The 23,015-nt window shown below is 70.6% G+C and carries 18 protein-coding genes; all 18 read right to left on the bottom strand.

The genetic code is table 11. The features are described from left to right. Positions 1–41 precede the first annotated feature (41 nt). The gene (locus tag QRO03_RS10660; RefSeq protein ID WP_285137475.1) at positions 42–2,024 is read right to left on the bottom strand and encodes a primosomal protein N' family DNA-binding protein; all 1,983 of its coding nucleotides are present in this window, start codon (positions 2,022–2,024) and stop codon (positions 42–44) included. 367 nt (positions 2,025–2,391) lie between these two features. Further along, positions 2,392–3,585: a methionine adenosyltransferase gene (metK, locus tag QRO03_RS10655; RefSeq protein ID WP_285137474.1), complete on the bottom strand. Its 1,194-nt coding sequence runs from the start codon at positions 3,583–3,585 to the stop codon at positions 2,392–2,394. Positions 3,586–3,706: 121 nt separating this feature from the next. Next, the gene (rpoZ, locus tag QRO03_RS10650) at positions 3,707–3,961 is read right to left on the bottom strand and encodes a DNA-directed RNA polymerase subunit omega (protein WP_055837405.1); all 255 of its coding nucleotides are present in this window, start codon (positions 3,959–3,961) and stop codon (positions 3,707–3,709) included. Positions 3,962–4,169: 208 nt separating this feature from the next. Further along, complete coding sequence (gene gmk, locus QRO03_RS10645) at positions 4,170–5,075, bottom strand: guanylate kinase (protein WP_285137473.1); 906 nt, start codon at positions 5,073–5,075, stop codon at positions 4,170–4,172. Beyond that, complete coding sequence (gene pyrF, locus QRO03_RS10640) at positions 5,068–5,928, bottom strand: orotidine-5'-phosphate decarboxylase (RefSeq protein WP_285137472.1); 861 nt, start codon at positions 5,926–5,928, stop codon at positions 5,068–5,070. Before pyrF ends, gmk begins: the two co-directional genes overlap by 8 nt. Then, on the bottom strand, positions 5,925–9,212 hold the full coding sequence (gene carB / locus QRO03_RS10635; protein ID WP_285137471.1) for a carbamoyl-phosphate synthase large subunit: 3,288 nt from the start codon (positions 9,210–9,212) through the stop codon (positions 5,925–5,927). The genes pyrF and carB overlap by 4 nt, the downstream gene beginning before the upstream one ends. Beyond that, entirely contained in the window at positions 9,205–10,443 is a 1,239-nt protein-coding gene (gene carA, locus QRO03_RS10630; RefSeq protein ID WP_285137470.1) for a glutamine-hydrolyzing carbamoyl-phosphate synthase small subunit, read from the bottom strand. The genes carB and carA overlap by 8 nt, the downstream gene beginning before the upstream one ends. Further along, positions 10,440–10,943, bottom strand: a complete 504-nt coding sequence (locus QRO03_RS10625; RefSeq protein WP_285137469.1) for a PH-like domain-containing protein — start codon at positions 10,941–10,943, stop codon at positions 10,440–10,442. Before QRO03_RS10625 ends, carA begins: the two co-directional genes overlap by 4 nt. Continuing rightward, the gene (locus tag QRO03_RS10620; RefSeq protein WP_285137468.1) at positions 10,940–12,262 is read right to left on the bottom strand and encodes a dihydroorotase; all 1,323 of its coding nucleotides are present in this window, start codon (positions 12,260–12,262) and stop codon (positions 10,940–10,942) included. Before QRO03_RS10620 ends, QRO03_RS10625 begins: the two co-directional genes overlap by 4 nt. Beyond that, positions 12,259–13,227, bottom strand: a complete 969-nt coding sequence (locus QRO03_RS10615) for an aspartate carbamoyltransferase catalytic subunit (protein ID WP_285137467.1) — start codon at positions 13,225–13,227, stop codon at positions 12,259–12,261. Before QRO03_RS10615 ends, QRO03_RS10620 begins: the two co-directional genes overlap by 4 nt. Continuing rightward, on the bottom strand, positions 13,224–13,754 hold the full coding sequence (pyrR, locus tag QRO03_RS10610) for a bifunctional pyr operon transcriptional regulator/uracil phosphoribosyltransferase PyrR (protein WP_285137466.1): 531 nt from the start codon (positions 13,752–13,754) through the stop codon (positions 13,224–13,226). Before pyrR ends, QRO03_RS10615 begins: the two co-directional genes overlap by 4 nt. Positions 13,755–14,113: 359 nt before the next feature. Then, entirely contained in the window at positions 14,114–14,509 is a 396-nt protein-coding gene (locus QRO03_RS10605; RefSeq protein WP_285137465.1) for a VOC family protein, read from the bottom strand. A 3-nt stretch (positions 14,510–14,512) separates the two neighbouring features. Further along, positions 14,513–16,075: a Rieske 2Fe-2S domain-containing protein gene (locus QRO03_RS10600; protein ID WP_285137464.1), complete on the bottom strand. Its 1,563-nt coding sequence runs from the start codon at positions 16,073–16,075 to the stop codon at positions 14,513–14,515. Positions 16,076–16,219: 144 nt separating this feature from the next. After that, positions 16,220–19,171 carry a DEAD/DEAH box helicase gene (locus tag QRO03_RS10595; protein WP_285137463.1) on the bottom strand — a complete coding sequence of 984 codons (2,952 nt, stop codon included), beginning with the start codon at positions 19,169–19,171 and terminating at the stop codon, positions 16,220–16,222. Between the two features lie 415 nt (positions 19,172–19,586). Further along, entirely contained in the window at positions 19,587–19,997 is a 411-nt protein-coding gene (gene nusB / locus QRO03_RS10590) for a transcription antitermination factor NusB (protein WP_285137462.1), read from the bottom strand. Between the two features lie 2 nt (positions 19,998–19,999). Further along, the gene (gene efp, locus QRO03_RS10585; RefSeq protein ID WP_183419607.1) at positions 20,000–20,560 is read right to left on the bottom strand and encodes an elongation factor P; all 561 of its coding nucleotides are present in this window, start codon (positions 20,558–20,560) and stop codon (positions 20,000–20,002) included. Positions 20,561–20,693: 133 nt separating this feature from the next. Then, the gene (locus QRO03_RS10580) at positions 20,694–21,152 is read right to left on the bottom strand and encodes a type II 3-dehydroquinate dehydratase (RefSeq protein WP_285137461.1); all 459 of its coding nucleotides are present in this window, start codon (positions 21,150–21,152) and stop codon (positions 20,694–20,696) included. Positions 21,153–21,165: 13 nt separating this feature from the next. Beyond that, a complete protein-coding gene (locus QRO03_RS10575) occupies positions 21,166–22,977 on the bottom strand; it encodes a bifunctional sugar phosphate isomerase/epimerase/4-hydroxyphenylpyruvate dioxygenase family protein (RefSeq protein WP_285137460.1) in 1,812 nt (603 codons plus the stop codon). Positions 22,978–23,015 lie beyond the last annotated feature (38 nt).

The following is a 23,015-nucleotide window of genomic DNA, read 5'->3' as shown; positions in this document are numbered from 1 at the left end:
GGCACGGACCACGGAGGCGTGCGGCCGGAGGCGCGCGGCGCTCACAGATCGGGCTCGGGGATGTCGAGACGGACTCTGAGCGTACTGCGCGGCTTCGGGCCGCGATCCTTGCGCGACTTTCGGGCGCGCAGCGCATCGGCGATGACTCCGGCACGTAGGGCCTCGGCCACTGCTCGTCCGTGGGCGTAATCGAAACGCACGAGCGCGCGCGAGGTCGCGACGTCGGGGGTCTCCGACGTGTCGACCGGCCCGAGGATCGCGAGCGGATCGAGGTCGGTCACCGTCTCGCGGAGAGACGCGAGCAGGGTGTCGACGCTGCGGGAGTGGCCGTCGACGCTCGCGACCCGCACCGAGGGCGGCATGCGCAGGGGCGCCCGGTCCACCAGCTCGGCGCGGGCGTAGGCGGGTTGCGTCCAGGTCGCGAGCGCACGGGCGACGGGCCCCGCGACGCCGACGAGGTGCACGGGCGCGCCGGGTGCGGCGAGAGCCGCGGCGTTGGACCACCAGCGCAGGCAGCTCTCACCGATGCGCAGGGCTTCGCTCTGCAGCATCCGGTCGCCGTCGAGCAGGATGACGGCGCGGTAGCCTCCCCGAGCGATCGGCTCGGCGCCGCGGGTGGCGATGACCAGCGCCGGCTGGCCGTCGACCTCGGCCACCGGGTGGGCCCCGTCGGCGATGATCACGCGCGTGTGGGGGAAGGCGCGGCCGAGCTCGTCGGCGGTGCGCTCGCTACCCGACGACGCCATGCGCAGCTTCGTCGAGCCGCAGTGTCCGCACGTCCAGGCGTGGGCGCTGCGACCGCACCATGCGCACACCGGGGTCGCTCCGGGGCGAGCCGCGCGGAGGGGCCCGGCGCAGTGCGCGCACCGGGCGGGGCGACGGCAGTCGGCGCACACGAGCGACGGGGCGTAGCCGGGGCGGGCGACCTGCACGAGCACCGGGCCGTTCTGCAGGGCCTCGCGCGCCGCCGCGAACGCGGACGAGGGCACCCGGGACTGGCGCTGCTCCCCCTCGCGCGTCGCGCTCAGCACGATGCGCGGGCTGGGGCGGCGGGCCTGGGCGATCTCGCGCACGTATCCCACGTCGACGAGCCTCTGCACGTCGGTCGTGCGCGTGTGCCCGGCGAAGACGAGGGCCGAGCCCTCGAGCTCCTGGCGCACCAGGGCGGCATCGCGGGCGTGAACGCCCGGAGAGAGCGGCTCCGACAGAAGGGAGTCGCCGTCGTCCCAGATCGCCACGAGGCCGGTGTCGTGCGCGGGCGCGTACACGCCCGAGCGTCGTCCGACCACGATGCAGGGGACGGATGCCAGGGTGCGCAGGTACTGCGCGTAGCGGGCGGGCCCCGACTGGTCGGCGTCGTCGCGCACGATGGCATCCGGGGTCACGAGCTCGCCGAGGGCCGCGAGCAGCTGCGCCTGGTCGCGGTAGTCGGGCACGACGAGCACGGCGCTCCTCCCCCGCGACAACGTGTGCACTGCGGCGGCGGCGAGGAGATCGGCCCAGGCGCCGCGAGGAAGCTCGGGGTGCGGGTGCGGCGGTGCGTCGAGCGCGAGACGCTCGCCGGCGTCGAGAGCTTCGGCCAGCCCCGGATACGCGCGCAGCGCGACGTCGGACCGCTCGCGGGCGGCCGGTACGACGTCGGGCGTCCCGGGCGGCGGGGCCGCGGCCCAGGCCTTCTCGGCACGGACCATGCGCCGGGGGACGGCCAGTCGCAGGACGTCGCTGACGGATCCCGCGGCGCGATCGGCGACACGGCGCGCGAGTGCGAAGAGGCGTTCGGGCAGCACCGGCATGGGCGAGACCACGGCCTCGACCGACGACAGCGGGCGCTCGGTGCCGTCGTCGGCGACCACCTCGATGACGAAGGCGTCCATCATGCGCCCGGCCGAACGCAGCGGCACCTTGACCCGCACGCCCGGGGCGACGTCGGCGACGAGCGGGTGCGGGACGGCGTAGTCGAACAGGCGATCCAGCTGCGGTACGGGCGATTCGAGCTGCACGCGGGCGACACGGCGTTCGCTCACGGGTGGACTCCGTGGGCGCCGGCGCACGAGCGGGCGCCGTCGGCGAGGGGCGTGCGGACGGCGATGCCGAGGTTCTCTCGACCGCCGGGTTGCTCCCGACCGCTGAGATGCTCTCGACCGCCGGGTCGCTCCCGACCGCCGGGTCGCTCCCGACCGCCGGGTCGCTCCCGACCGCTGAGATGCACTCGACCGCCGGGTCGTTCCCCGACGCCGCGGCGCTCCCGCAGGCTGGGGCGCCCGTCAGCCCCGGACTGCTCCCGAACCAGGGGTGCGAGGCTTGCACGAACAGGGGCGCGGCGCGCTGGGGTCGCCGTCATCACCGCACCGCCGCGTCGCCGGCTACGCCGAGCGGCGCCCGCCCGCACGCTCAGATTCCGGCGGCCGCGCGCAGCTCGTCGACGCGATCGGTGCGCTCCCACGTGAAGTCGGGAAGTTCGCGGCCGAAGTGGCCGTACTTCGCCGTCTGCGCGTAGATCGGGCGCAGGAGGTCGAGCTGCTCGACGATGGCTGCAGGCCGCAGATCGAACACGTCGCGGATCGCGCGGACGATCACGTCGTCGTCCACGTGCGCCGTTCCGAACGACTCCACGTACAGGCCGACGGGATTCGCCTTGCCGATGGCGTAGGCGACCTGCACCTCGAGGCGGTCGGCGAGGCCGGCGGCGACGGCGTTCTTCGCGACCCACCGCATGGCGTAGGCGGCCGAGCGGTCGACCTTGGACGGGTCTTTCCCGCTGAAGGCTCCGCCGCCGTGGCGGGAGGCTCCGCCGTAGGTGTCGATGATGATCTTGCGGCCGGTGAGGCCCGCATCGCCCTTGGGGCCGCCGATGACGAAGGGGCCGGCCGGGTTGATGTAGTACTTCACGTCGGGGAGCTCGAGACCGGTCTCGGCCAGCACGGGGTCGATGACCTCGGCCTGCACCTGCGCGCGCAGGTCTTCCTGCGAGATGTCGGGGTGGTGCTGAGTGGACAGCACGACGCTGTCGACGGTGCGCGGGGTGAAGCCCTCGTAGCCGAGCGTCACCTGGGTCTTGCCGTCGGGACGCAGGAACGGCAGCGCTCCGCTCTTGCGCACCTCCGCCAGCCGCTCGGCGATGCGGTGCGCCGTCCAGATGGCCATCGGCATGAGCTGGGGGGTCTCGTTAGTCGCGAAGCCGAACATGATGCCCTGGTCGCCGGCACCCTGCAGGTCGTGGGGGTCGACGGATCCGCGCTCGCGCTGCTCGAACGCCTTGTTGACGCCGGCGGCGATGTCGGAGGACTGCGCGCCGATCGAGACGGAGACGCCGCACGACTCGCCGTCGAACCCGGTGTCGCTCGAGGTGTACCCGATGCGGTTCACCACGTCGCGGACGATCGCGGGGATCTCGACGTACGCCCGGGTCGACACTTCGCCCGCCACGTGGACGAGTCCGGTCGTGACGAGGGTCTCGACGGCCACACGCCCCGTCGGGTCGTCGGTGAGGATGGCATCCAGGATGCTGTCGGAGATCTGATCGCAGATCTTGTCGGGGTGTCCTTCGGTGACGGATTCGGACGTGAACAGGCGTAGGTCGGTCAAGACGACTCCGGGAGGCTAGCGATCAGGGAACGGGCACAAGTATGCCCCGCACGGCGGTGAGCCGCCCGGGGCATCGTCACATCTGTGAACACTTCACGAGTGAGCCGGTGAAGGCGGTGGATCACTCCGCGGCGCGAAGGCGCAGCTTGTCTTCGTGGATCTCGTGCAGCGCGATCGTGAGGGGCTTGTCTTCGACGGTCGAGTCGACGAGCGGGCCGACGTTGTCGAAGAGGTTTCCCTCGTGCAGGTCGGAGTAGTAGTCGTTGATCTGACGAGCGCGCTTGGACGCGTAGATCACGAGCTGGTACTTCGAGTCGACCTTGTCGAGCAGAGCGTCGATGGGCGGGTCGATGATGCCCTTGTCACGTCCGGCCATGGGGAACCTCCTGGTTCGGCGGGATGGGGTGGATGCGGCGCCGGAAGCGCCGAAGCATCATGCCATTCTAGCCGACGCCGACCCGGCGTGTGCCGAGGGCGTCGGGGTGGGTCGTGGCGTGCCGGTTCGGGGCGGATCCTGCTCTTCGGGGCGGTGATCCCATGCCCCGAGGGGCGGATCCCGCCCCGAACCGGAAAACCATGGGTCGTCAGCGCTGCGCGGCGGCCAGCGCCACGACGTCGGCGGCGGCGGATGCCACGTCTTCGTTCACGACGCGGTAGTCGAACTCGTTCTGCGCGGCGAGCTCGACGCGGGCGGTGCGCAGACGTCGGGCGCGCTCCTCGGCATCCTCGGTCCCTCGTCCGACGAGTCGTTGCACGAGTTCGTCCCAGCTCGGCGGCAGCAGGAACACCAGCGTCGCCGAGGGGTCGGCGGCGCGCACCTGTCGTGCCCCCTGCAGATCGATCTCGAGCAGGGCGGTGCCGCCCTCCGCGAGCACGCGCTCGATCGGTTCGCGGGGCGTGCCGTAGCGGTTCTGGTTGTGCACGACGGCCCACTCCAGCAGCTCGCCCGCCGCCACCATGCGGTCGAACTCGGCGTCGTCGACGAAGTAGTAGTGCTGCCCGTCGACCTCCCCGGGGCGGGGGTTCCTGGTGGTCGCCGACACCGAGAGGTGGATCTGCGGGTAGTGCTGCTTGATGTGCGCTGCCACGGTGCCCTTACCGACCGCCGTGGGGCCGGCGAGCACGATGAGCCGACTGCGACCGTCGCGCGGACCGGGCTCGGGCCAGCGGGTGTCGAGGAAGCCGCGCAACGCGTCGCGCTGGCGCGTGCCGAGACCGCCCAGCCGCTTCACCGGCGAGATGCCGAGCGAGACGAGGATGCGATCGCGCTTGCTCTCACCGATCGCGGGGATCGCGGTGAGGAACTCGGTCACGCGCATGGCTCCGGCCGGAGACAGCGGATCGGCGAGACCCCGCCGCAGCAGCTCCTGCGGCGAGATGACGCGGCTGGACACGTCGCGTTTCAGCGCGGCGCGCTCGCGGCGCGCCTCGACGGCGCGGCGTGAGGCGGCGGCGCGGTCGACCTCGGGCGGGCGACGGGCGTCAGCCATGCAGGGTCTCCCGATACAGCGCGGCGCGCTCGTCGATGCGGGCGGCGAGACGGTCGGGTCCGACCGCGAGGATGCTTCGGCTCTCGTTGGCCACGACCGCCTTGGCGACGTATCCGAAGAGGCGACCGAGATCCGCGGGCTCGGCGCCCTGCGCACCGAAGCCGGGCGCGAGGATCGGCATTCCGGCGAGGGCCACGTCGCCGAGACCGAACGCGGCCCGGTCGACGGTCGCGCCGACGACGACGCCGATGGAGCCGAACGCCCCGGGGGCGCCGATGTTCGCCTCGTTCACGTCGTGGGCCACGCGCGCCGCGACGTGCTCGTGATCACCGACGGCGAGCACGTCGTCGACGATGGCGCTCTGCAGCGCTCGCGCTTCGGGATTGCTCGTCGCCGTGAGCACGAATGCTCCCTTGCGGTGTCGCAGGGCCAGCGAGAGCGTGTCGCGCAGCGACTCGGCGCCGAGGTACGGCGTCAGGGTCACGGCATCCGCCTCGAGGGGCGCTCCGGGTTCGAGCCAGGCGTGGGCGTAGCCCTCCATGGTCGTGCCGATGTCACCGCGCTTGGCGTCGGCGATCACGAGGAGCCCCGCTTCGCGCGCCGCGGCCATCACGTCTTCCAGAGCCGCGAACCCGCGCGAGCCGTAGCGCTCGTAGAACGCCACCTGCGGCTTCACGACACCCACGCGACCGGATGCCGCCTCGACGACGCGCAGGCCGAACGCGCGCACGCCCTCGGCCGTGGCGTTCAGCCCCCACGCCGACAGCAGCGCGGCGTGGGGGTCGATGCCGACGCACAGCGGGCCGTGCGCGTCGAGGGCGGCGCTGAGCCGCTGCCCGAACGGCTCGCTCACAGACGACCCGCGCGATCCACGGCGTATTCCTGGAGGCTTCGGACCTCGAAGCCGTCCTTCATGGCACCCAGCGCGCTCACCGCGGCACCGAGCACGGCCATCGTGGTGAACAGGGCCTTGTCGGCGGCGACGGCGGCCGCGCGGATCTCGTAGCCGTCGGCGCGCGCCGACCCGCCGCTCGGGGTGTTGACGATCATGTCGATCTCCCCGGCGTTGATGAGGTCGACGACGTTGCGCTGACCGGAACCCTGCGTCTCCGAGTACTTCTCGACGACCTGCACCCGGATGCCGTTGCGGGCCAGGATCTCCGCCGTGCCCTCGGTCGCCATGAGCTCGAAGCCGAGTTCCTGGAGGCGGTGGGCGGGCAGGATCACGGCGCGCTTGTCGGCGTCGGCGACCGAGATGAACACCGTGCCGGACGTCGGCATCCCGCCGTACGCGGCCTCCTGCGACTTCGCGAACGCGGTCGGGAAGTCGCGGTCGATGCCCATGACCTCACCGGTGGAGCGCATCTCGGGTCCGAGCACGCTGTCGACGGTGTGACCGTCGGCCGTGCGGAAGCGCTTGAACGGCAGCACGGCTTCCTTCACGGCGACGGGGGCGTCGAGCGGAACGCGCGATCCGTCCTTCTCGGGCAGCAGTCCCTCGGCGATGAGCTCGGCGACGGTGTTGCCGGCCATGATGCGGCTGGCGGCCTTGGCGAGCGGGATGCCGAGGGCCTTGGACACGAACGGCACCGTGCGGCTCGCGCGCGGGTTCGCCTCGATGACGTAGAGCACGCCGGCCGAGATCGCGAACTGCACGTTGAGGAGCCCCCGGACGCCCACGCCCTTCGCGATGGCCAGGGTCGCCTCGCGCACGCGGTCGACCTCGGTGCGGCCCAGCGAGACGGGAGGCAGGGTGCACGAAGAATCGCCGGAGTGGATGCCGGCTTCCTCGAGGTGCTCCATGACACCGCCGATGTACAGGTCGGTGCCGTCGTAGAGCGCGTCGACGTCGAGCTCGATCGCGTCGTCGAGGAAGCGGTCGACCAGCAGCGGCAGGCCCGGTCCGATGATGGCCTGGTCGGCGACGCGCACGAAGTAGTCGCGCAGCGCCTCGGTCGAGTACACGATCTCCATGCCGCGGCCGCCGAGCACGAAGCTCGGGCGCACGAGCACCGGGTAACCGATCTCCTCGGCCACCGTCACCGCACCCTCGACGTCGATGGCCGTGCCGTTGCGCGGGGCGATGAGGCCGGCCTCGTCGAGCAACCGCGAGAAGAGCTCGCGCTCCTCGGCGAGGTCGATCGCCTCGGGGCTCGTGCCCAGGATGGTGTAGCCGGCGGCCTCGATGCCCTTGGCAAGGCCCAGCGGGGTCTGCCCGCCGAGCTGGCACACGACGCCGAGGATCTCACCGGACTGCGACTCCGCGTGCAGCACCTCGAGCACGTCTTCGAGCGTCAGCGGCTCGAAGTACAGGCGGTCGGAGGTGTCGTAGTCGGTCGACACGGTCTCGGGGTTGCAGTTGACCATGACGGTCTCGTATCCGGCATCCGACAGCGCGAAGGACGCGTGCACGCACGAGTAGTCGAACTCGACGCCCTGGCCGATGCGGTTGGGGCCCGAACCGATGATGACGACCTTCGTGCGGTCGGAGGGGGTGACCTCGGTCTCGGCGTCGTACGAGGAGTAGTGGTAGGGCGTGAGCGCCGGGAACTCCCCCGCGCACGTGTCGACGGTCTTGTAGACCGGGCGCACGTCGAGCGCGTACCGCGCCTCGCGCACCTCGGCCTCGTCGAGCCCGCGGATCTGCGCGATCTGCACGTCGCTGAAACCGTGCTCCTTCGCGATGCGGAGGGTGTCGGCATCCAGGTCATCGGCCCCGCCGATGTGGGCGGCGACCTCGTTGATCAGCACGATCTGGTCGATGAACCAGGGATCGATCGCGGTGGCGTCGAACGCCTGCTCGGGCGTGGCGCCGAAGCGCAGCGCCTGCTGCAGCACGACGATGCGACCGTCGGTCGGGGTCTTCGCGATCTCGAGCAGCTCGTCGACAGAGCGGGACTCGTCGCCCCAGTGGAAGCTCGAGCCGCGCTTCTCGAGGGAGCGCAGAGCCTTCTGCAGGGCCGTGGTGTAGTTGCGGCCGATCGCCATGGCCTCGCCCACCGACTTCATGGTGGTGGTGAGCGTCGTGTCGGCGGCGGGGAACTTCTCGAAGTTGAACCGCGGCACCTTGACCACGACGTAGTCGAGCGTGGGCTCGAAGCTCGCCGGGGTCACCTTGGTGATGTCGTTGGGGATCTCGTCGAGGCGGTAACCGATGGCGAGCTTCGCGGCGATCTTGGCGATCGGGAAGCCCGTGGCCTTCGACGCCAGCGCCGACGAGCGCGAGACGCGCGGGTTCATCTCGATGACGATGATGCGCCCCGTCGCGGGGTCCACGGCGAACTGGATGTTGCAGCCACCGGTGTCGACGCCGACCGCGCGGATGATGTCGATACCGATGTCGCGCAGGCGCTGGTACTCGCGGTCGGTCAGGGTCAGCGCGGGCGCCACCGTGATGGAGTCACCGGTGTGCACGCCGACAGGGTCGACGTTCTCGATCGAGCAGACGACGACCGTGTTGTCGGCGGTGTCGCGCATGAGCTCGAGCTCGTACTCCTTCCACCCGAGGATCGACTCCTCGAGCAGCACCTCGTTGGTGGGCGAGTCGTGAAGGCCCGCGCCGCCGATGCGGCGGAGGTCGGCCTCGTCGTACGCGAAGCCCGAGCCGAGGCCGCCCATCGTGAACGAGGGGCGCACGACGAGCGGGTACCCGAGCTTCTCGGCACCGGCGATCAGCTCGTCCATCGAGTGGCAGATGACGGATGCCGCGACGTCGGCGCCCGCTTCGATGACGAGCTCCTTGAAGATCTGGCGGTCCTCGCCGCGGTTGATCGCGTCGAAGTCGGCGCCGATGAGCTCGACGTCGTACTTCTCGAGGATGCCGCGCTTGTGCAGCTGGATGGCGGCGTTCAGGGCCGTCTGCCCACCGAGGGTGGGGAGCACGGCATCCGGCTTCTCCTTGGCGATGATCGACTCGATCACCTCGGGGGTGATCGGCTCGATGTAGGTCGCGTCGGCGAAGTCGGGGTCGGTCATGATCGTCGCCGGGTTGGAGTTGACGAGGATGACGCGCACCCCCTCTTCGCGCAGCACGCGGCACGCCTGGGTGCCGGAGTAGTCGAACTCGCAGGCCTGACCGATGACGATCGGGCCGGAGCCGATGACGAGGACGGAGTTGATGTCGTCGCGCTTAGGCATTGTTGTCTTCCTGGGTCGAATCCTGAGCGTCGGTGGGCACCTGCACCGCGGCGGCCGGTCCCGGAGTCGGGCGACCGTCCATCGTCGCGAGGACCATCTCGCGGAAACGGTCGAACAGGTAGTTGGCATCGTGCGGTCCCGAGGCGGCCTCGGGGTGGTACTGCACGCTGAACGCGGGGATGTCGAGGGCGCGCAGACCCTCGACCACGTTGTCGTTGAGGCCGATGTGGCTGACCTCGACGCGTCCGAAACCGTTGGGGCTGTCGACGATCCGGTCGAGGGGGGCGTCGACGGCGAAGCCGTGGTTCTGCGAGGTGATCTCGACGCGGCCGGTGGTCTTGTCGAGCACGGGCTGATTGATCCCGCGGTGGCCGAACGGCAGCTTGTACGTGCCGAAGCCGAGGGCGCGGCCCAGCAGCTGATTTCCGAAGCAGATGCCGAAGAACGGCAGACCATCGCCCAGGACGGCGCGCAGGAGCTCGACGTGCTGATCGGATGCCGCGGGGTCACCGGGGCCGTTGGAGTAGAACGCCGCGACCGGCCCGATGGCGCGGATCTCTTCGATGGTGGCCGACTGCGGGAAGACGTGCACGTCGAAGCCGCGGGCGGCGAGGTTGTCGATCGTCGACTTCTTCACGCCCAGGTCGAGCACGGCGAGGTTGCCGATGCGCTCCGACGTGGCGGGGGTGACCTCGACGGCGGTGACGGACACCTCTGCGCTCAGGTTGCGACCGGCCATTCCGGGGGCCTCGCGGACGCGGCGCAACTGCTCGTCGGCGTCGAGGTTCGCCTCCTCGCCCGAGAACACCCCGCCGCGCATGCTGCCGAGGGAGCGGATGCGACGGGTGACGGCGCGCGTGTCGATGCCGGAGATGCCGACGATGCCGTCTTCGACGAGCGCGTCGTCGAGCGAGCGGTCGGCGCGCCAGTTCGACACCACGCGCGAGGGGTCGCGCACGACGTAGCCCGCGACCCAGATGCGGCGGGATTCGGGGTCTTCGTCGTTCACACCCGTGTTGCCGATGTGGGGGGCCGTCTGCAGGACGATCTGTCCCGCGTACGAGGGGTCGGTGATCGTCTCCTGGTAGCCGGTCATGCCGGTCGCGAAGACGACCTCGCCGAGGGTCTCACCGCGCGCACCGTACGCGCGGCCGATGTAGCGGGTGCCGTCTTCGAGCACGAGGACGGCGGGGTCTCGCGAGATCCGCGAGGAAGGGATCAGGGCGGTCATGCGTCGCTTCCTGTCGTGGTGATGAGGGGACGGATGGCGTCGGCCAGCGCTTTAGCCGAGGCATCCTGAGGTCGGAGGTAGGTGTCGACGACGGTCTCGTCGTCGATGCGCCAGCTGACGCGCGTCAGGCCGCCCGCCTCGACCACACGGTCGATGGCGACGGTGGCCTGGGCGGCATCCACGAGCCGGTCGCGGGTGAGCGCGATGCGGGGCTGACCCGGAAGGTCGAGCGCGACGCCGGCCGTGGTGACGGTGACGTCGACGCGGGAGCGGAAGCCGAGGCCCTTGATCGCGAGTCGTTCCAGCGGCTCGTCGTGTCGGGTCGTGGCGACGTAGAGACCCGGGAACACCGCGGTCTCGACGGCGTCGTCGGGCAGCTCCCCCACGGGGGCCGTGTAGCGCGCATCGCGCCGCGTTCGTCGCACCCAGGCCCACGCGAGCAGGGCCAGCGCGATCACGGCCACCGCGGCCATGACGAGCAGGGCGCCCTCACGCGTCATGAGAGCACCCCCGGCGCGTCGAGCAGGGATCCGTCGGCGACGGTGGGGATGCCGGCGCGCACGGTCCAGCGCACCTCACCGGGCAGCTCCCGGCCCAGGTACGGCGAGTTCTTGCTGCGTCCGCGCAGGTCGGCGACGGCGAAGGTGCGCGACGGGCGCGGGTCGTACAGCGTGAAGCTGGCCGGCTGACCGGCGGCGACCGGCGTGCCGTGACCGTCGAGGCGTCCGATGCGCGCGGGGGTCTTCGACAACACGCGTGCGACGTCGGCCCAGTCGAGCAGGCCGGTGTCGACCATCGCCTGCTGCACGACCCGCAGGGCGCTCTCGAGGCCCACCATGCCGTTGGCCGCCGCCGCCCACTCGCAGGCCTTCGCCTCGGCGGGGTGCGGCGCATGGTCGGTCGCGACGATGTCGATCGTGCCGTCGGCGAGACCCTCGCGCACGGCCATCACGTCTTCTTCGCGACGCAGCGGCGGGTTCACCTTGAACCGCGCGTCGTAATCGCGCACGAGCTCATCGGTCAGCAGCAGGTGGTGCGGGGTCACCTCGGCGGTGACGTTCACGCCGCGCTTCTTGGCCCAGCGGATGATGTCGACCGAACCCGCCGTGGAGAGATGGCACACGTGCAGGCGCGAGCCGACGTGCTCGGCGAGCAGGACGTCGCGGGCGATGATCGACTCCTCGGCCACCGCCGGCCAGCCGGTGAGACCGAGCTCGGCCGACACGGCACCCTCGTTCATCTGCGCGCCCTCGGTCAGGCGCGGGTCCTGTGCGTGCTGCGCGACGACGCCGTCGAAAGCCTTCACGTATTCGAGCGCTCGCCGCATGATCAGCGGGTCGAAGACGCAGAAGCCGTCGTCGCTGAAGACGCGCACGCGGGCCCGCGAGTCGGCCATCGCACCGAGCTCGGCGAGACGCTCGCCCTTCTGCCCGACCGTGACGGCGCCGATCGGCTGCACGTGCACGTAGCCGGCGGCCTCGCCGAGGGCGAGCTCCTGCTCGACGACACCCGCGGTGTCGGCGGTCGGCGAGGTGTTCGGCATCGCGAAGACGGTGGTGAAACCTCCGGCTGCGGCCGCGCGGGACCCGGTGAGGACGGTCTCGGATGCCTCGAAGCCGGGCTCGCGCAGGTGCACGTGCAGGTCGACGAGGCCGGGGAGGGCGATCAGCCCCTCGGCGTCGATGACCGTGGCACCGGCGTGCGACAGACCGGAACCGGTCTCGGCGATGACACCGTCGCGCACGAGCAGGTCGGTGGCATCCTGCCCCTCGACGCGCGCGCCGCGCACCAGAAGGGTCTGGGGGGTGGCGTGGCTCATCGGAGGTCCTCTTTCTCGGTGTCGGGCCGCTCGCCCGCCAGCAGCAGGTACAGCACGGCCATCCGCACGGAGACGCCGTTCGTGACCTGTTCGAGCACCGTCGAACGAGGCGAATCGGCGGCTTCGGCGGAGATCTCCAGACCCCGGTTCATCGGACCGGGGTGCAACACAATGCTATCGGTCGGCAGCGCGTCCAAACGTCGCGCGTCGAGACCGTAGCGACGCGAATACTCCCGTTCAGTCGGGAAATACGCCGCCGACATGCGTTCCAGCTGGATGCGGAGCATCATGAGCGCGTCGGGCCCCGCGGCGATGGCGTGGTCGAGGTCGTAATCGATCTCGACGGGCCACCCGCTCACGTCCTGGGGCACCAGCGTCGGCGGTGCCACGAGCGTGACGTGGGCGCCCAGGGCGTGCAGGAGCCACACGTTGGATCGCGCGACGCGCGAGTGCAGCACGTCGCCGACGATGGTGACCCGGATGCCGCTCAGGTCGCGGCCGCGACTGTCGTCGCCGAAGAGGCGCTTGCGGATCGTGAAGGCGTCGAGCAGCGCCTGCGTGGGGTGCTCGTGCGTGCCGTCGCCGGCGTTGACCACGCCCGCGCTGATCCAGCCGCTGGTGGCGAGGGTCCGCGGGGCACCGGAGGCGCCGTGGCGGATGACGACGGCATCCGCCCCCATCGCCTGGAGTGTCTGCGCGGTGTCCTGCAGCGATTCGCCCTTACTGACGCTGGAGCCCTTCGCCGAGAAGTTGATGACGTCGGCGGAGAGGCGCTTGGCGGCGGCCTCGAACGAGATGCGCGTGCGCGTGGAGTCCTCGAAGAAGAGGTTGACGACCGTCTTGCCGCGCAGGGTCGGGAGCTTCTTGACCTCACGGCGCTGCGTGTCGGCCATGTCTTCGGCGACGTCGAGGATCTCGAGGGCGTCGGCGCGGGACAGGTGCTGGGTGTCGAGGAGGTGCCTCATGACTCGATCGTCACCTCCTCGACGCCGTCGACTTCGGCGAGGCGCACGTTGACCCGCTCGTCGCGGGCACTGGGCAGGTTCTTGCCCACGAAGTCGGGGCGGATCGGCAGCTCGCGGTGGCCACGGTCGATGAGGGTCGCGAGGCGCACCGCCGAAGGACGCCCGATGTCCTGCAGGGCGTCGAGAGCGGCACGGATGCTCCGGCCTGAGAACAGCACGTCGTCGACCAGCACCACCGTCTTGCCGTCGATGCCGCCGGCGGGGATCTCGGTGCGCCGAGGTGCGCGGGTCGGGTTGCGGTGCAGATCGTCGCGATACATCGTGACGTCGAGCGAGCCGACCGGGACCGTTGCGCCACCGAACTCGCTCACGAGCGGGCCGATCCGGTTCGCGAGCGTGACGCCGCGAGTCGGGATGCCCAGCAGGACGAGTCCTTCCGGTCCTTTGTTGGACTCCAGGATCTCGTGCGAGATACGCGTCAAAGCGCGGGCGATGTCGGCATCGTGCATGACGGTGCGCGTGTTCATCCGCCGCTCCCTTCTCCGCCTCACGGGACGGGGTTAAAGGTTGCTGTGGTTCGGGGCAAGTCTAGCGGGTGGGGCGGGGCGGGCTTGGTCGGCGCGGCGCGGGTGCGGACGGTGCGGGGTTGGGGCGCAGGCGGCGGGGTGCGGTTGTGAGGACATTGTGGGGCGGGAGGAGATTTGGCGGAGGGAGGACGGATACCGCGGGTGTGGTCCTCCGTCGCCGGAATCCCCTCCGCAGACATAGGCGCGGACCGCGAAGAGCGGAAGCAATGGGATGCCACAGCCCCGATCCTCCGCGGACGGAATTGTCCCCGCACCTCGGTGGTGCATCGAGACCGGCCGTCGACCATCGCGCCCGGGCCCTACCGCTCGTCGGCGACGATCTCCGCCTTGAAGCCCGCGGAGTTCTCCAGCCACCCGGCGTAGTGCGTCGGACCGCCGGCGAAGGGGTATCGCTCCTGGTACAAGGGCCGCCACCCGTGTGAGGCAGCGAAGCCCACCACGGCGTCCACCTGCGCGCGGGAGCCGCCGTGAAACGCGAGATGGTTGACTCCCGGTGCACGCCGGTCATGGTCGGGCCCCGACAGGTTTGGCGACGTGGTCAGGGTCAGGTAGGCGCCGTCACCCGCCGTCCACGACTCCCCCTCGGTCCACTCACCGCTGCGCTCGAATCCGATCGTGGACAGGAGCCACCCCCATTCCGCGCGCGCCTGCGCCAGGTCGGTCACCCACACCTCGACGTGGTGGAAGCCCGGCACGGGTCAGCTCGCGGCGACCTCGACGGGTTCCTCCGCGCGCGTCGAGCGGATCGGGTGACCGGTCGTCGTGAGGCACCGACCCGTCGCGAGATCCCACTTCCAGTCGTGCAGCGAGCAGGTGAGCACGCCGTCCTCGATCTTGCCGGTCTTGGTCAGGTCGGCGCGCAGATGCGGGCACCGGCGCTGCACGGTCCAGCCGTCGATCTCGGCATCCTCGGTCTGGTCGGACTGCTCGGCGTACCAGTTCTCGACGTACTCGATGCGATCGCGCGACAGGCACTTGAGGAACGTCGTGAGGAACTCGTTGAACTTGCCCGAACGACCGACCTCGAACTGCATGGAGAGGAAGATCGAGTTCGACCAGTCGATCTCGTGGTCGCGGATGTTCGTCGAGACGAGGTCGGCGGGGATCGTGTACCAGTAGATGCAGTCTTCCCCGGCGTACTCGCGCACCTTGGCCTTCGGGAAGTCGACGACCATGTCGAGGTCGCCGATGCGGAAGCGCACCGCTCCCCCGACGCCGTTGCGGATGGTGCGGGCACGGCGCAGCAGCGGCTCCCACCACTCCTTGATCGCGGCCAGCATCTCGGCCGGCGGCAGGATCTCGGAACGGGATGCCACCTCGGCGGCGATCTCGTCGCGGCGGCTGTCGCGCTGCTCGGCCAGGTAGTTCCACTTGTCGCCGAAGACGCGTTCGATCTCGTCGTCGGTGTACAGCGTCTGCGTGACGGTCACATCGGATCCCTGCACCTCGACCTCGGTGCCGGGGAGGAACAGATACCCCTTCTGGTCGGGGCGCTGCTGTTTCATGTGCGCGAGGAACTCGCGCTGGTCGGTGAAGATCGAGTCGTTCTCGAGTCCGGTGCCGTTGTAGCGGAACAGCTCGTCGCGCAGGAACATCGGGGGCCCCGCCATCGGGAACACGTGCGGCGCGTCGACCTTGTCGATGTAATACATCGCGCGCTTGTTCTGCGCGTCGCGCTTGAGCTGGGCGAAGTTCTGCTTGGCATCCTGGGGCAGGTCGTAGACCATCGGCCACCAGATCGCGCCCGACACCTGCGTGAAATACGCGTCGGGTTTGCCGAAGTCGAAGAGCGCGTCGAGATCCAGCGGGTGCGAGTCGTTCTGATTCAGCACGGATGCCGTGCCGTCGTCGACCGAGAGGGACGAATCGCCGATGGGGCCGTCGGAGGGGGCGCGCAGGGGCGTGACCATGAGCTTCAGGTCGCCGAAGTGCAGCGGCACGCCCGCCTCGGTGCGCACGAGGTTCGTGTAGCCGAGGGCGAGGAGGTCCTGCTCGAGGTCGTCGGTGGGGTACTCGGGCAGGAGGATGCGGATGTCTTTCGACACGTACCGCTCGAGAAGAGCCGGATCGAAGTGATCGCGGTGGCGGTGCGAGATGTAGAGGAAGTCGGCCGCGCCGAAGCGCTCCCAGTCGAGGGAGCGGTTGTCGGGGAACGGGAACCACGAGCCGAAGAAGCTCGGACCGATGACGGGATCGCAGAGGATGCTGCCGCCCGCCGTCTCGATGAACATGCCTGCGTGGCCGAGGCCGGTGACTTTCATGTCGCTCCTGTGTCGTGGACGGAACCTGTTGAGTCTACGCGGGGGTCGCCTGGGCGGGCGGTGGGCGCGGACCTCTTCGGAAGACGGACGCCGCGCCGTGCCGGGATCCGCCGGCTCTCTTGCGAGTCAGAGGGCGGAATCGTGTCACGGTCCCAGCAGCCCGCGGATGTCTTCGGCGTCGAGCGCAGCGGCGAAGGCCTCGTCGTCGTCGATGACGGCCTCGGACAGCGCGGCCTTGCGTCGCTGCAGGGCGAGGACCTTCTCCTCGATCGTGCCCGCGGCGATCAGCCGGTAGACGAAGACGCTCTTGTCCTGCCCGATGCGGTGGGCGCGGTCGATCGCCTGAGCCTCGGCCGCGGGGTTCCACCACGGGTCGAGCACGAAGACGTACTCCGCCTCGGTGAGGGTCAGTCCGAACCCCCCGGCCTTGAGACTGATGAGGAACACCGGAGCGTCCCCCTCGCGGAACCCGGCGACCACGTCGCCGCGCCGGGTGGTGCTGCCGTCGAGGTGCGCGTGGGCGAGGCCCGCGGCATCCAGTCTCTGCGCCGCCATGTCGAGGAACGAGGTGAACTGGCTGAACACCAGCGCGCGGTGCCCTTCGGCGGCGATCTCGACGAGCCGGTCGAGCAGCACGTCGAGCTTGGCGGAGCCGAGGCTCGCGTCACGGTCGTCGACGAGGCCCGGCGCGAGCGCCAGCATGCGCAGCAGCGTCAGCGAGCGGAAGACGATGAACCGCTGACGGTCGAGATCGTCGAGCAGGCCGAGCACCTTCTGCCGCTCGCGCTGCAGCACCCGGTCGTACACCGCCTGATGCGCGGGTCCGAGGGGTACAGCGATCTCCTGCTCCTGCTTCGGCGGGAGGTCGGATGCCACGACGTCCTTCGTGCGGCGCAGAAGGAACGGCCGCACGCGTCGGCGCAGCTTCTCGAGCATCTTCTCGCGGTGCGCGCCGCTGGCCGCCGCCGACAGCTCGGTGGGAGCGTCGGAGGGGAGCCGTTCGATGGCCCGGGTGTAGTCCTCGCGGAACTGCCGGATCGAGGGGAACAGCCCGGGCGCGGTCAACGACAGCAGCGCCCACAGGTCGTCGAGTCCGTTCTCGATCGGGGTGCCCGTCGCTGCGAACACCGCATCGGTGCGCAGCGCCGCGATGGCGCGGTGGATGCGGGTGGCGGGGTTCTTCACGAACTGCGCCTCGTCGAGCACGACCCCCGAGAACGCCGTCGCGGCGAATTCTGCGGCATCCGCCCGCACGACGCCGTAGGACACCACGACCATGTCGGCCTCGCCGGCGATCTCGGCGATCGTGCGGTCGCGCCGCACGGCCGTCGCCTCGACGACGGCGACCCGCAGGTCGGGGACGAAGCGCGCGGCCTCGGCGCGCCACGTCGGGAGCACCGAGGTGGGGGCGACGACGAGCCACGGGCGCGCATCGCCTCGCGAACGGGTGTGCGCGATGAGAGCGAGCAACTGCAGGGTCTTGCCAAGCCCCATGTCGTCGGCCAGGATGCCCCCGAGCCGGTGCGCGTGCAGGAGCGCGAGCCACGAGAGTCCCTCGCGCTGGTACGGACGCAGGTCGGCGAGGAACCCGGGCGGCGTCGGCACCTCGGGTACCTCCGTGACGTCGCGCAGCGCCCGGGCGAGCTGCCGCCACTCCACAGCTGCATCGGACTGGTCGGCGAGGTCCTCGAACTCGGCCCAGAGAGCGAGGTGCGTACGGGGGACGCGCGGGCCCGTCTCCCACTCGTCGAGCGCGGCGGCCTCTTCCAACAACTCCCGCAAGCGCTGCAGGGAGGGGTGCGCGAGCGAGAACCACGCCCCGTCGGAGAGCTTGATGCGCGTCCGCCCGCGCGACAACGCCGTGAAGAGCACGCCGAACGGGATGAGCCGACCGTCGATGGTCACCGCGATCCCGAGGTCGAGCCAGTCGCGATCGAGTGACTCGACCATCGTGATGCGCAAGGACGGGTCGCCGCGCAGCTCGCGGAACGTCGGGCGGGTACCGCGCGTGTGCACTCGCACCTCTTCGACCACGTCGACCGCCGGGAGCACGTGGGCGCTGAAGGCTGCGGCATCCGCATCGCGCAGAGTGGCACGCGGCGACAGGGGCAGGTCGGATGCCGACATCCACGCCGTCTCGAACCGCTCGCCGATCTGCGCCTCGGCGCGGTCATCGCGGTCAGGGTGCTCGCGATCGTCGTTCCAGCCGACACGGTACCCGCCGGGGTAGACCCAGTCGAGGCGGTACTGCACCGCGTCGCCATCGACGTAGGAGACCTCGAGTGTCAGCGTGGGCCGCGCGGGGGTCGGCGCCGGCACACCGGCGCCGACCGACAACGGCGCACGGCGTGCCAACCGCGGGTAGACCTCGGCGACGAACTCGGCGGCGTCATCCGCGGGAACCTCGACCACTCCGCCCCCGAGCAGGGAGGGCAGCGGCGGGGGTAGGTCGACCGCCGCCAGCACGAGGGGCACGGGGTCGCGGTCGAGTTCGTACGCGAACAGCCCGGAGCCGCCGATCGCCCGGGCGTGGGCGGCGTCCCGGGGCCGACCGTCGATCTCGATGTCGGCGGACACGCGAAGCGCTCCCCCACCCACGGCATCCAGTGCCACGCGCGCCGTCGCGTCGGCCGCGAGGCTCACACTCTGCTGCGCGTTCATCGAGACGATCGGGACGCCGAGCGTCTCCGCCGCGCGCAGGTGGGGCCAGAGCAGGGGCGAGTCGACGGTGTCGAGGGCGATCGTGTCGCCGGAGGGGGCGAACGGTCCCGTCGTCCTCAACGCCTGGGCGAGGGCGTGCAGCTCGGCGAACCACCGCACCTGCGCCGGGTCGAAGCGGCCGGAAGATCGCCGCACGGCATCCCACGTGGCATCCGCCCGGATCCAGGTGTCTCTCGTTCCGTGCACGAGGGGGCGCGCGACGACCTGCAGGTCGTCCTGCCGGTGCGCGAGCAGGCGCGGGGTGACCGGCACGACCGCCCGGGCGTCCCACCGGGCGGGGTCGTACGCCTCGCGCTGGCGCAGCTCGATGCCGAGGGCGAGCGGCTCGAACGCGGCCGGCTCACTCCTCGGGACGAGGTCGCGCCAGGTGGTCACGCGGACATCCTGCCGCCGACGTCCGACATCGGTCGCCGTGCACGGGTGCGGCGTGCGCGGCCCGGCCTCGGCGGCGTGGCGGTCGAGCACGCATAAACGCGATCGGTGCGCGTAAACAGGCCGACAGCGTGTTTCTGCGCACGAACCGTGTTTATGCGTGATCGCCGCGCGGGCTGAGGGGCTGCGGACGATCGGCCACGACGAGCGTCGCGGCCCGGCCTTGGCGGCGTGGCGGTCGAGCACGCATAAACGCGATCGGTGCGCGTAAACAGGCCGACAGCGTGTTTCTGCGCACGAACCGTGTTTATGCGTGATCGCCGCGCGGCGACAGCACGACCGCCGCCCTCGCGAGCCCGGAAACGACGCGACGCGACCGGCCGAAGGCCGGGGCCGTGTCGGAACACGTCCGGACGGCTCAGGACGAACGCGCGATGCGCGCGAGCACGCCGTGCACGAACGAGCCGGAGTCGTCGGTCGAGAACTCCTTCGCCAACTCCACCGCCTCATCGATCGCGACCGCCGTGGGAACCTGGTCGTTGTAGAGGATCTCCCACGTGCCGATGCGCAGGAGTGCGCGGTCGACGGCGGGCATGCGCTGCAGCGACCAGTCCTTGGCGAACGTGGTGATCTGCTCGTCGATCGCGTCGCGGTTGTCGATGACGCCGTCGACGATGTCGCGGGCGTACAGCCACGAGGCCTGACGGTCGGGCTCGCTCGAGGCGCGTTTCGCCTCGGTGGCCAGCATGATAGCGAGTTCTTCGCCGCGGACGTCGGCCTGGAAGAGGATGTCGAGGGCGCGCTTGCGCGCCTTTGTGCGGGCGCTCAACGTCAGCTGATGCGGCCGAGGTACTCGCCGGTGCGAGTGTCGACCTTGATCTTCGTGCCGGTCTCGAGGAACAGCGGAACCTGCATCTCGTAGCCGGTCTCGACGGTGGCGGGCTTGGTGCCGGCCGACGAGCGGTCGCCCTGCAGGCCCGGCTCGGTGTAGGTGACCTCGAGCACGACCGACGGCGGCATCTCGACGTAGAGCGGGTTGCCGTTGTTCAGCGCGATCTGCACCTGCTGGTTCTCGAGCAGGAAGTTCGCGGCGTCGCCGACGGTGGCGGATCCGACGGTGATCTGGTCGTAGTCGGCGACGTCCATGAAGACGAAGCCGTCACCGTCGTTGTAGAGGTAGGTGAAGTCGCGGCGGTCGACGTTCTCGGTCTCGATCTTGGCGCCGGCGTTGAAGGTCTTGTCGACGACCTTGCCGCTCATGACGTTCTTCAGCTTGGTGCGCACGAACGCGCCGCCCTTGCCGGGCTTGACGTGCTGGAACTCCACGACGCTCCAGAGCTGACCGTCGATGTTCAGGACGACGCCGTTCTTGATGTCCGCAGTGGATGCCATGAGTGCCAGTGTTCCGTTTCGTGTGAGGAGAGGCGGCGCTCCGGCGCACACCCAGCGGCCCAGTCTACGCGATGCCCCGTGACGGACGCGATCGCGGCCGGGCGCTCCGATCCGACGAGGGGCTGCGACCGCCTCAGCCGTCGGCGCGGCCCGAGATGACCTCGACGAGCAGGTCGACCGCCCGCGCGTAGCCGGGGACGCCCTCGCCGATGACGTGCACGACCGCGACGTCCTCGATGTAGGAGAAGTGCCGGAACGTCTCGCGCTCCTTGATGTTCGAGATGTGCACCTCGGCGACCGGCAGGTCGACGGATGCCAGGGCGTCGCGCAGGGCGACGGAGGTGTGCGTGAGGCCCCCCGCGTTGATCACGATCCCGGCGCAGTCGAGGCGCGCGGCGTGGATCGCGTCGATCAGCACGCCCTCGTGATTGCTCTGCACGGCACGCGTCTCGACACCGTGCCGCGTGGCGGCTTCGGCGGTGACCCGCTCGACGTCGGCGAGGGTGTCGCGCCCGTAGATCTCGGGTTGGCGGGTGCCGAGCAGGTTGAGATTGGGGCCGTTCACGAGCAGCAGGCGGCGGGGCGTCGTCATGTCGGGCACGCTATCAGCGCCGCCCCTGCGCGGTGAGGCGCACGGGAGCCGTGCCCGCGCCGAAGCCGGCATAGGCGTCGATGCGCTCGACGAACTCGAAGAACACCTCGCCGATCGTGCGCGTGTAGAAGTGCAGGTACTCCCCCGCGGCATCCTGGTCGTATCCGAGGTGGAGGTCCCGCAGTTCGTCGACCGCCGCCTCCGACAGCGCGAAACGCGCGGCGATGTCGTCGTAGTAGTTGGCGGGCATCTCCAATGGCGCGAACCCGCGTTCGCGCGCCGCCCGGGCGACCGTGCGCACGTCGGCGCAGACGAAGGCGACGTGCTGCGGAAGGGCGACGCCCGCCCGCTCCGCGGCGAGGATCGGGGGTGCGACGTTCAGCGGCAGGCGCACGCCTCCGCCTGGAGCGACGAGCACGCGGCTGGCGACGAGACCCTGCGGGCCGGGGACGTCGGTGCTGCTGTCGACGCGCAGCGCGAAACCGGCGGTGTAGAACAGGGTCGCCTCTTCGACGGCGTCCCACGGCTGGCTGAGGCTCACGTGGTCGACTCCCGTGATCTCGGTCACCAGCTCGGGCTCGCCGTGCTCGAACTCCCGCACCCAGGCCGGATCCCCCTCGTCGGCGGCCTGCGCCCAGTAGACCTCGGTGCCGTCGGGGGCGATCGCCCCGTCGAGGCGCTCCTCGGTGGCGTAGGTGCGGCGATAGGCGCGCGGCACGCCCAGCTCGCGCATGCGCAGGTCGACCGCCTCGGCGTCGTCGACCTCCAGGCCGATGGCCGCCAGCCGCGGTTCCCACCCGCGGGCGTGCTGTTCGTTGAGCACGACCCGCGCCTCACCGGCGGTCCACAGGGTCACGGGCTTCGTGCGGTGGCGTCCGCGCGAGGTGAAGCCGAGCTGACCGAGCAGCTCCTCGATCGAGGAGGTGTCCTCGGCCTTCACCTCGACGAAGTCGACGGCCGAGGGGGCGGCCGAGTCGGGCAGCATCTGCAGCTCGGCCGGCGCGTCGGGCAGGGCGCGCGACACGGCGTCCTCGAGCCATCGCAACGAGCGCCGCGCGTGGCGGGCGGTGCGCCGTGCGTCGGTCTGACGGAAGGTGTCGTTGAACACCTCGAGCGACCACGGTCCGGTGTACCCGGCATCCACGATCCGCGCCGTGAAACCTGTCAGGTCGAAGTCGCCCTCGCCGGGGAAGAGGCGGTGGTGCCGGCTCCACGACAGCACGTCCATGCTGAGCCGCGGCGCGTCGGCGAGCTGTACGAAGAAGATCTTGTCGCCCGGGATGCCACTGATCGCGGCGGGGTCGTGCCCACGCGAGAGGATGTGGAACGAGTCCAGACACACCCCCACGGCGGGGTGGTCGGCGAGCTCGACGATGCGCCAGGCGCGCCGGTAGTCGTCGACGAAGCGTCCCCAGGCGAGGGCTTCGAAGGCGATGCGGATGCCGAACCCCGCGGCCAGATCGCCGAGCCGTCGCAACTGGTCGGCGGAGACGTCGTCGTCGTCGACCGTGGCGGTGGCGACGTTGCTGCAGCAGAGCACGAGGTCGATGCCGAGGCGGTCCATCAGACGGAACTTGGCCTCGGCGCGGCGCAGCACCGCGGCGAAGGTCTCTTCGTCGACCCCCTCCATGTCGCGCATCGGCTGGTAGAGGTCGAGGCTGAGGCCGAGTCGTCCCGCGAGGGCGGCGATCTCCTCCGGGCTCTCGGGGGCGGCGAGAAGATCTGGTTCGAAGATCTCCACGCCGTCGAACCCGGCCTCCGCGCACGCGTGCAGTTTGTCGGCCAGTGTGCCGCTGATACAGACGGTCGCCATCGAGGTCCTCATGGGCGCCGAATGTACCATCTGGTACAAAGCGGGTCCAC

Origin of the sequence: Microbacterium sp. lyk4-40-TSB-66, assembly GCF_030209475.1 — a bacterium.
GTDB lineage: Bacteria > Actinomycetota > Actinomycetes > Actinomycetales > Microbacteriaceae > Microbacterium.
The sequence above is the reverse complement of the archived record's forward strand: the minus strand, read 5'-3'. Positions and strand labels throughout refer to the sequence as shown.